This is a genomic window from Halapricum sp. CBA1109 (assembly GCF_009741825.1).
GTDB lineage: Archaea > Halobacteriota > Halobacteria > Halobacteriales > Haloarculaceae > Halapricum.
Genome location: NZ_WPCA01000025.1, coordinates 19,560 through 27,689 on the forward strand (window position 1 = coordinate 19,560; position 8,130 = coordinate 27,689).

An 8,130-nucleotide genomic window follows, 5' to 3' on the forward strand; every position below is an offset into this window, starting at 1 on the left:
ATTAGTCGATGAGTCCTCCGTAGCCGTACGCCCCGTAGCCCGCCTCCCCCAACTCGTCGTTCGGAATCGGAGTCGCCGCTTCGGTGGTGGTCGGAGTCGGTTCCTCAGTGGTTGTTGGAGTTGGCTCTGCGGTGGTGGTGGTCGGAGTCGGTTCCTCGGTGGTGGTCAGTTCCTCCTCCTCCGGGGGACCCTCGGCGACCGCTGCCACTTCCTCGGGCGAGAGCGCCCGGTCGTACAGACGGAGGTCGTCGAGGCGGCCCTCCATCCCGTAGTAGGTGGTGTAGCCGTTGTCGCCGCGGCCGACGAACAGCGGCCGGTCGCTGTGGACGATGTCGCCGGACTGGGAATCGTCGCGGGAGATTTCCGTCCCGTCGAGGTAGAGGGCGAGACTGCTCCCGTCCCACGTCAGCAGGATATGGTGCCACGTCCCGGCGGTGGTCGGGACGCCCCACGGGTTCACCCGCGCGACGCCGGAGTCGACGGCAACGTGGGCCCGGAGACTGCGGTCGGTCTGGACTTCGAGGCTGTACCCGGATGCCCCGAAGAGGGCGTCGGCCTTCTGGAGGAGCGTCTGCTGGGTCGCCCCACTGTCGGTCCGGAACCAGCCACCGACTGAGATTTTGGGTGGTCTGAGCGCGCCCGCGTCGGCGACTGCGAGGTAGTCGGCGTCGCCGCCCGCGAAGTCGTAGGCCCCGGAGTCGAAGACGCCGGGCACGCCCTGCTGGGGTGTGCCCCGAATCGCGGCGTCGTTGCCGCCGACGGCGTCCGTCGCAACCGATCCGGTCCCGTCGAGCGGCCAGTACCCGACCAGTCCGGAGGACGTGCCGAGCGTCGCCGTCGACGTAGCGCCGAAGTACCCGACCGGTAGTCCGGTCTGAACCTCCATCGGGACGCCGCCGTACCCCAACCGCATACCGCCGGTCGCGGTGTCGCCACCGAGACAGCCAGCGAGGCCCGCCGCGGCGGTGAGGCCGACGCCGGTGGTCTTCAGCACGTCCCGGCGGGACACGCTATCGTCTGTTCTCGCCCGCCTCTCGGCCGGTGGTGGTTCGCCCATCTCTATAGGGTAGTACGTCTGCGATATATGACTCTTTACCACGATTGTCTTACCAGTTAGGGCCGCCATACTGGAGCGAATCGACCGACTAGGCCGGTGTTACTGGATTTTCGGCCGATACCTGTGTACGTCGATCGTCGAAACAAGTTACAGCGGCGAGGACCGATGAACCGAACGCAAAGGATTAGCTTTCGACAGCCGTTAGGAAAGTATGGACAACAAATCAGACGGGCGCTCGACGCGGCGGACGTTTCTGGCGACGCTCTCGGCGACGGCGGCTATCGGCTCGCTCGCCGGGTGTTCCGGCAACAGCGGTTCCGAGGACCCGACGACGACCGACGGTGGCACAGAGCCGACCGACGGCGAATCCCCGACGACGACGAGCGAGACGCCCCCGTCCGACGACAGCGACCCCTACTTCGAGGGCGGTCCGACGGTGGGCGTCGAGACGGTGGCGACCGGCCTCGTCTCCCCGAGTGCGCTCGTGACGGCCGACGACGGTCTCGACCGCCGGTTCGTCGCCGATCAGGTCGGCGTGGTGTACGTCCACGACGAGGACGGCCTCGCCGACGAGCCGTTTCTGGATATCCGGGACCGTCTCGTCGCCATCGGCGAGGGGTTGCCAGCGTGGGTGAGCTACGACGAACGCGGCCTCCTCGGGTTGGCGTTCCATCCTAACTTCGCCGAGAACGGGCGCTTTTACGTCCGCTACAGCACTCCCACTACGGCGCCGGACATCGACCACAACGAGCGCCTCTCGGAGTTTCAGGTCACCGAGGACGGGACGGCCGACCCCGACAGCGAGCGGATCCTCTTCGAGTTGGAGTGGCACCGACCGATCCACCAGGCCGGGACTATCGAGTTCGGGCCCGACGGCTACCTCTACGGCGCCCTCGGCGACGGGCTGAACCCCTACAACGGCCAGAACATCGACAACCTCATGGGCACCGTCGTCCGGATAGACGTCGACGACCGAACGGGCGAGAGGCCCTACGGCATCCCCGCGGACAACCCGCTGGTGGGGGCCGAGGGACGGGACGAACTCTACGCGTGGGGCTTTCGCAACCCGTGGAAGATGGCGTTCTCGGGGGACCGGCTGATCGTCGGCGACGTCGGGCAGGCCGACTGGGAGGAGGTCAACGTCGTCGAGAAGGGCGGCAACTACGGCTGGCCGCTGAAGGAGGGCACCCACTGCCACGACCCGCAACTGGGGACCAGCAGCGACGAGGCGTGTGTGGTCTCGGGGAGCCGCGGTGAGACGCTGATCGACCCCGTGATCGAGTTCCCCCACTTCTATCAGGACGAGTCAGTCGGCTACGCCGTCATCGGCGGTCACGTCCACGGCGGAGCGGTCGACGAACTCGCCGAGGAGTACGTCTTCGGCGTGTTCACGCGGTCGTTCACCGAACCGGCCGGACGGTTGCTCGTCGCAACCCCGGCGGACGACGGCCCGTGGACGCCCCGACTCCTCCGGTTCGCCGACCGGGAGGAACTCGGCATCCAGGTGCTGTCGCTGGGTCGTGACGGCGAAGACACCTACGTCCTCGGCACGCGGACCCCCCTCTCGGAGGACCCGCTCAGCACGCGCGAGGGTGTCGTCCTGAAGCTAACCGCGGCCTGAGCGGTCACAGCGCCGCGCGGACGTTTTCGAGGACCCGCTCCCGGAGCGGCGGCGACACCAGCACCGCGGCCCCGTAGACTACCGCCGAGAGACCGATGGCGGCGACCAGCGTGACGGGCGTCTCCACCGTTATTACGCTCGTCGCCCCGGCCAGAACGACGCCCATCACGAGCGAGGAGACGACCAGCCAGCCGATGTCCCGGACGGGGAACCGAACCGGGATGAGTCGGCCAAGGAATACGCCCAGCAGGACGGTGTTGACGACGACGGAGACGAGCGTCGCCGCCGCCGCGCCGACAAGCCCGAACCGCGGAACCAGCACGACGTTGAGGACGATATTCAGCGACAGCGAGACGATAGTCGCGGCCGCGCCGTACACCGGCCGGTCGAGCGCCTGTATCCCCTTGTCGAAGACGAGGTTGACGGCTTGGGCGAGTTTCTCGCCCGACAGCACGACGAACGCCGCCGCGGCGATGACGTACTCGGGACCGAAGACAACGCCGAGAATCGGTTCCGCGAGCACCGCGACGCCGACGACGGCGGGGACGACGAGCAACAGCGAGGCCGTTATCGCCCCCGACAGCAGGTCGGTCAACCGCTCACGCGCGCCGTAGGCCTCTATCGCGGACAACTGCGGGAACAGCACCTTCGCGAACACCGTCGAGAACATCACGGTCATCGTGGTGAGCCGCCAGGCCAGTTCGTACGCACCGACGGCCGCCTGCGAGAGGAAAAACCCGATGACGATGACGTCCATCCAGTTGTAGACGTGCCCGCCCAGTCCCCAGATGCCGTTGTACTTCGCGTAGTCGTACAGCGACCGGACGTGTCGCCACCCGGGACGCGCGACGCGGGTGTTCAGCCGCGCGGCCGCGGTCACGAGCAACAGCGAGTAACTGACCAACAGCGCGTACACCAGCGCCCGGACGCCGAAACCGAACTGGAGTAGCGTCACGGCGACGACGACGTACGTCAGACTCCGGGCGAGGTGCAACACCGCCGTCTGGCCCGCCCTGAGTTCGCCCTGCAGGACGTGGACACACAGCATCGAGAACTCGAAGACGACGACGACGGCGACCAGTTCCAGCGCCAGATCGGCCCCGACGTAGGCCGCGATGGGGTCCCGTGCGGCCAGTACGGCCGCGCCGACGACGGCCACGAGGAGGAGTTTCAGGACGATACCGGCCCCGAACATCCGCGCGGGGTCGGTACCGGCGCTGATCCGCTTCTCGACGGCCCCGCGAAGGCCGAAGTCGACGACTGTCGCCATCGTGTACAGCGTCGCCTCGAAGAGGAAGAACACGCCGAGTAGCGTCGCACCCAGTTCCCGGGCGAAGTAGACGGTGCTCAGAAAGCCCAGCGCGGTGTTGAGCAGTTCGACGCCGAACAGGAGGCCGCTGGCGCGCGCGAGGTTCATCGTCCGGACCGTCGGAACCAGCGTCCCGGACGGGCGACGACTCCCCGTCAGAGGATGCCGACCTCCCGGTACCACGCGACGGTGTCGGTCAGCGCCGACTGCCACGACCGCTGGGCGACCGGTGCCCGTTCGGTCAACGCCGGTGGGACCGTGCCGTAGTCACCGCGTTCGGTGAAGGCCGCCCCGCCGACCGGCGACACCCCGACCTTGGCCAGCAGGTCGATAGCCGGCTTGATTCCCCACCGCATCACGCTGTAGGGGACCGGGAGGATGTGACACTGGCCGTCGGTCGCGTCGGCGATGGTGCCCAGCACTTGCCGGGTGGTGAGGTTCGGGCCGGTGACGAGGTGTCGGCCCGGGTTGCCATCGAGGCAGTGCCGGACGGTTCCGACGACGTCCTCGACGTGGACGACGTTGTACTCGTCGTAGGTGTAAAGCGGCGGGACGAGCAGGCGGTTGGCGGCGACCGGCCGGACGTGCTCGTAGCGGGTCAGCCGGTAGTCCCGCGGCCCGAGGATGTACGTCGGGTAGACCGCCGCCACGTCGAAGGGGTGGTCGGCCTCGAACAGCAGTTCCTCGGCGGCGACCTTCGAGCGCTGGTAGGCCGAGTCCGGGTCGCTCTCGACGTGGGGGTGTGCGCCGATGGTACTGAGGAAGACGAAGTGGTCGATGCCGGCTTCGGCGGCCGCGTCGAGGAGTCGTTCGGTGCCGGCGACGTTGGTCGCGGCCATCGCCGACTCGGCGTACACCGCCGCGGCGAGGTGGACGACCGCGTCCACGCCGTCGAGCGCACCGCCGAGGCTGTCGAGGTCCCCTTCGACCGTCTCGACGCCGTCGGGGAGGCGCGCCGTCGTACTCCCGGGTCGGACCAGCGCGACCGGTTCGTGGTCCTCGCCCATCGCCGCGAGGAGGTTCAGGCCGACGAACCCGGTCGCGCCGGTCACGAGGACTCTCATCGGTTACCCCCTGCGTCGGCCTGCTCGTAGACGGCGTCGATTATCTCGGCGACAGCGACGCCGCGACTCGCCGGAGCGGTCGTCGCCCGGTCGCCCGCCGCCGCGTGGTCGGCGAAGTCGTGGATGCGCGCCCGGTGGGGGTCCTCGTCGCTCGCCGGATAGAGGTCGGCGAGGCCGATGTCGACCATCGGCAGGTCGCCGTGTTCGAAGGCGAACGGTCGCCCGTGGACGTCCCCCTCGAGCCGTTCGGGGCTGAGTTCCAGCCACCCCTCCGTCCCGACGACGAGGACGCGCGAGACGCCCTCGGTCTGGGTCCACGAGGCCGACACCGTCGCCGTCGGGCCGTCGAAGGAAAGCGTCGCCCGACCGAGGTCCTCGACCGCACGTCCGCCGCGGGACTGGACGCTCGCGGACTCGACCGTCGGCTGGCCGAAGAGGTCCAGAAGGACGTCCAGCGAGTGCGGAAAGAGGTCCCGGACCACGCCGCCCCCGGACACCGACTGGTCGTAGTACCACCCCTGCGTCGGCGGCGTCGAGTGGTGAGCGACCGTCACCTCGACCACGTCGCCGAGGAGCGTGTTCGACACGATGTCCATCGCGCGCTGGTAGTTCCCGTAGTAGCGGTGGAGGTAGCCGACTTGGGTCACGACTCCCGCCTCGTCGGCGGCGTCGGCCATCCGACGGGCAGTCGCGGCGTCGGTCGCCAGCGGCTTCTCACAGAGAACGTGACAGCCGTCCTCGACGGCGGCGACGAAGATGTCCTCGTGGGTGCTCGGTGGCGTGCAGACGCTCACGATATCGAGGTCGTGAGCGGCGAGCATCGCCGCCGCGTCGGGGTAGCCCGGCAGCGACAACTCCGCGGCGACCGTCGCCCGGCGGTCGTCGCTGGCTTCTGCGAAGGCGACGACCCGCGTCTCCGGATGGCTGTCGAACCCGGGCACGTGGTAGTCCGTCGCCATCCACCCCGCACCGACGACACCCACTGACAGCGTCATTGTGCCCTACCCTCGGCGGGCCGGCGGTAATAATATCGGGGGGTCCTGCCCGACCGCACGGTCACGCTAGCAACGCCTCCAAGCCCGCCGAGAGTGAGACGGTCGGTTCGTAGCCCAGCGCCGCCCGGGCCTTCGAGATGTCGGCGACGCTGTCGGGCACGTCGCCGCTTCTGGCCGGTCCGTGGGTGATCGACACGTCGGCGTCGGCGGCGTCGCGGACCCGTTCGGCGAGTTCGCGGACGGTCACCGCGGTCCCCGTCCCGACGTTGTAGGCCTCGACCGTCGCGTCCGTCGTCGCCGCCCGGAGGTTCGCCTGCACGACGTCCTCGACGTGGACGAAGTCCCGCGTCTGGGTGCCCGGCCCGTCGACGACCAACGGCTCCCCGGCCCTGATCCGGTTTAGAAACGCCGTGACGACGCCGCTGTACGGGCCGCCGCGCTGGCCGGGCCCGTAGACGTTGAAGTACCGCAGCGCGACCCCCTCCAGACCGTAGAGGTCGGCGTACAGTCTGAGATATCGGTCGGCGGTGAGTTTCTGGAGGCCGTACGGCGACAGCGGCTCTGTCGGGTGGGTCTCCGCGACGGGGACCGACTCGGGCCGCCCGTAGATAGCCGCGCTGGACGCGAAGACTACCCGGGCGTCCGCCCGACGCGCCGCGTCCAGCACCTCGACGGTCCCGGTGAGGTTCACGTCGTTGGTCTCGTTCGGTCGCTCGACGGACTCGGTGACGCTGACGATGGCCGCCTGATGGAACACCACGTCGACGTCGGCCATCGCGTCCGCCACCGTCTCGGGGTCTCTGATGTCCCCCTCGATCAGGGTCGCTCCGTCGGGCACCGCGTCGAGTTGCCCGGAGTACCCGTTGTCGAGCACTCGGACGGTGTTCGAATCGACCAGCGCTTCGACGAGGTGCCGGCCGATGAACCCCGCACCACCCGTGACCAGAACCGTCTGTCCCTCCAGTGACGCGTCCATAGCGTCGTCTCGCGCCCGACCGGCATATAGGTCCGGGCCGCCGTCTGCGGGGTTTGTCACCGGTCGGACCGCTGTCTGAACACCGGGTGTGTGTTCAGCACGTGCAACAGCACCGACAGCGTCAGCATCACGACGCCGAGCGCCATCGCCATCGTCCCGACGACGACGACGGGCGTCGAGGGCGTCCCTTGGAATGCCCACGCGGTCAACAGCGATCCGATGAGCAGCGTCATCAGGCCGGGGACGCCGACCAGCAGGATGGGGTGGGACCGCTGGAAGAAGCCGGCGATGTTGTGGACGAGACCGAACCCGTGGGTCGCCGCGCCCTCGGTGCTCCCGTTCTCGACGTCGTACCGGATCGTCGTTCCGATCTCGTGGAACTCGAAGCCGGCGTCGCTGGTCGCGTACAGGATGTCCGTGCTCGCCCACATCCCGTCGCCGATATCGTCGGCCTCGACCAGCGTCTCGACGGCGTCGGCGGTGTACGCGCGGAACCCGCTCTGGGTGTCCCGGACGCGGCGCCGCGAGCGAAACCGCCCCATCGAGACGTTCGTCAGCAGGTTGATGACCCCGAGGCCGATGGACCTGACGAACGGCATCTCCGTCCCGGTGCCGTACCGACTCGCGATAACGACGCCGGCGCCGCTGTCGTCCTGCGTCGCGACCAGTCTGGGGATGTCCCCGGCGTCGTGTTGACCGTCGGCGTCGATGGTGACGACGTGGGCGGCCCCCTTCTGGTGGGCCACCTCGAAGATAGTCTTCAGCGCGCCGCCGTAGCCGCGGTTGCGCGGGTGGACGACAACCGTCGCGCCGGCCGCTCTGGCGCGGTCGGCCGTCGCGTCTCTGCTCCCGTCGTCGACGACGAGCACCTCGTTGGCGAACTCCGCGGCCTCCGAGACGACGGTCGCTATCGACCCGGCCGCGTTGTACGCGGGAATCGCCACGAGGACGTGCGGTGTCCCCGGGGTCGTCCCCGCCCGTTCGGGGACGGCGTACATCTCGAAACCGTCCTCGGCGAACGCTGCGAGCGTCCGTTCGTAGTCGATCCGCGGGCACCCCTCCGGTTGCAGGACGATACCGGGGTAGCCGGCCGCCCGCGCCGCCGCCG

7 protein-coding genes are annotated in these 8,130 nt (G+C 68.9%); 1 reads left to right on the forward strand and 6 read right to left on the reverse strand.

The window, feature by feature from the left end; translation table 11 throughout:
- Position 1: 1 nt before the first annotated feature.
- Positions 2–1,057, reverse strand: coding sequence for a LamG domain-containing protein (locus GJ629_RS04705; protein ID WP_197428433.1), 1,056 nt, complete (start codon positions 1,055–1,057; stop codon positions 2–4).
- 211 nt (positions 1,058–1,268) lie between these two features.
- Here GJ629_RS04705 and GJ629_RS04710 point away from each other — a divergent pair, with 211 nt between their 5' ends.
- Entirely contained in the window at positions 1,269–2,678 is a 1,410-nt protein-coding gene (locus GJ629_RS04710; protein WP_157511971.1) for a sorbosone dehydrogenase family protein, read from the forward strand.
- A gap of 4 nt (positions 2,679–2,682) precedes the next feature.
- Here the strand turns inward: GJ629_RS04710 and GJ629_RS04715 are convergent, their stop codons facing one another.
- The 5 genes from GJ629_RS04715 to GJ629_RS04735 form a co-directional block, all read right to left on the reverse strand.
- Positions 2,683–4,095, reverse strand: coding sequence for a lipopolysaccharide biosynthesis protein (locus GJ629_RS04715; RefSeq protein ID WP_157511972.1), 1,413 nt, complete (start codon positions 4,093–4,095; stop codon positions 2,683–2,685).
- Between the two features lie 47 nt (positions 4,096–4,142).
- Positions 4,143–5,051 carry an NAD-dependent epimerase/dehydratase family protein gene (locus GJ629_RS04720; protein ID WP_157511973.1) on the reverse strand — a complete coding sequence of 303 codons (909 nt, stop codon included), beginning with the start codon at positions 5,049–5,051 and terminating at the stop codon, positions 4,143–4,145.
- A complete protein-coding gene (locus tag GJ629_RS04725; RefSeq protein ID WP_157511974.1) occupies positions 5,048–6,046 on the reverse strand; it encodes a Gfo/Idh/MocA family protein in 999 nt (332 codons plus the stop codon). The genes GJ629_RS04720 and GJ629_RS04725 overlap by 4 nt, the downstream gene beginning before the upstream one ends.
- 61 nt (positions 6,047–6,107) lie before the next feature.
- On the reverse strand, positions 6,108–7,022 hold the full coding sequence (locus tag GJ629_RS04730; protein ID WP_157511975.1) for an NAD-dependent epimerase/dehydratase family protein: 915 nt from the start codon (positions 7,020–7,022) through the stop codon (positions 6,108–6,110).
- A 56-nt stretch (positions 7,023–7,078) separates the two neighbouring features.
- The coding region (locus GJ629_RS04735) for a glycosyltransferase family 2 protein (protein ID WP_157511976.1) at positions 7,079–8,130 on the reverse strand (1,052 nt) is incomplete at its 5' end.

Coding starts and splice junctions, on each gene's coding strand:
- GJ629_RS04705 (WP_197428433.1), bottom strand. CDS start 1,057: ATGGGCGAACCACCACCGGCCGAGAGGCGGGCGAGAACAGACGATAGC.
- GJ629_RS04730 (WP_157511975.1), bottom strand. CDS start 7,022: ATGGACGCGTCACTGGAGGGACAGACGGTTCTGGTCACGGGTGGTGCG.
- GJ629_RS04715 (WP_157511972.1), bottom strand. CDS start 4,095: ATGAACCTCGCGCGCGCCAGCGGCCTCCTGTTCGGCGTCGAACTGCTC.
- GJ629_RS04720 (WP_157511973.1), bottom strand. CDS start 5,051: ATGAGAGTCCTCGTGACCGGCGCGACCGGGTTCGTCGGCCTGAACCTC.
- GJ629_RS04710 (WP_157511971.1), top strand. CDS start 1,269: ATGGACAACAAATCAGACGGGCGCTCGACGCGGCGGACGTTTCTGGCG.
- GJ629_RS04725 (WP_157511974.1), bottom strand. CDS start 6,046: ATGACGCTGTCAGTGGGTGTCGTCGGTGCGGGGTGGATGGCGACGGAC.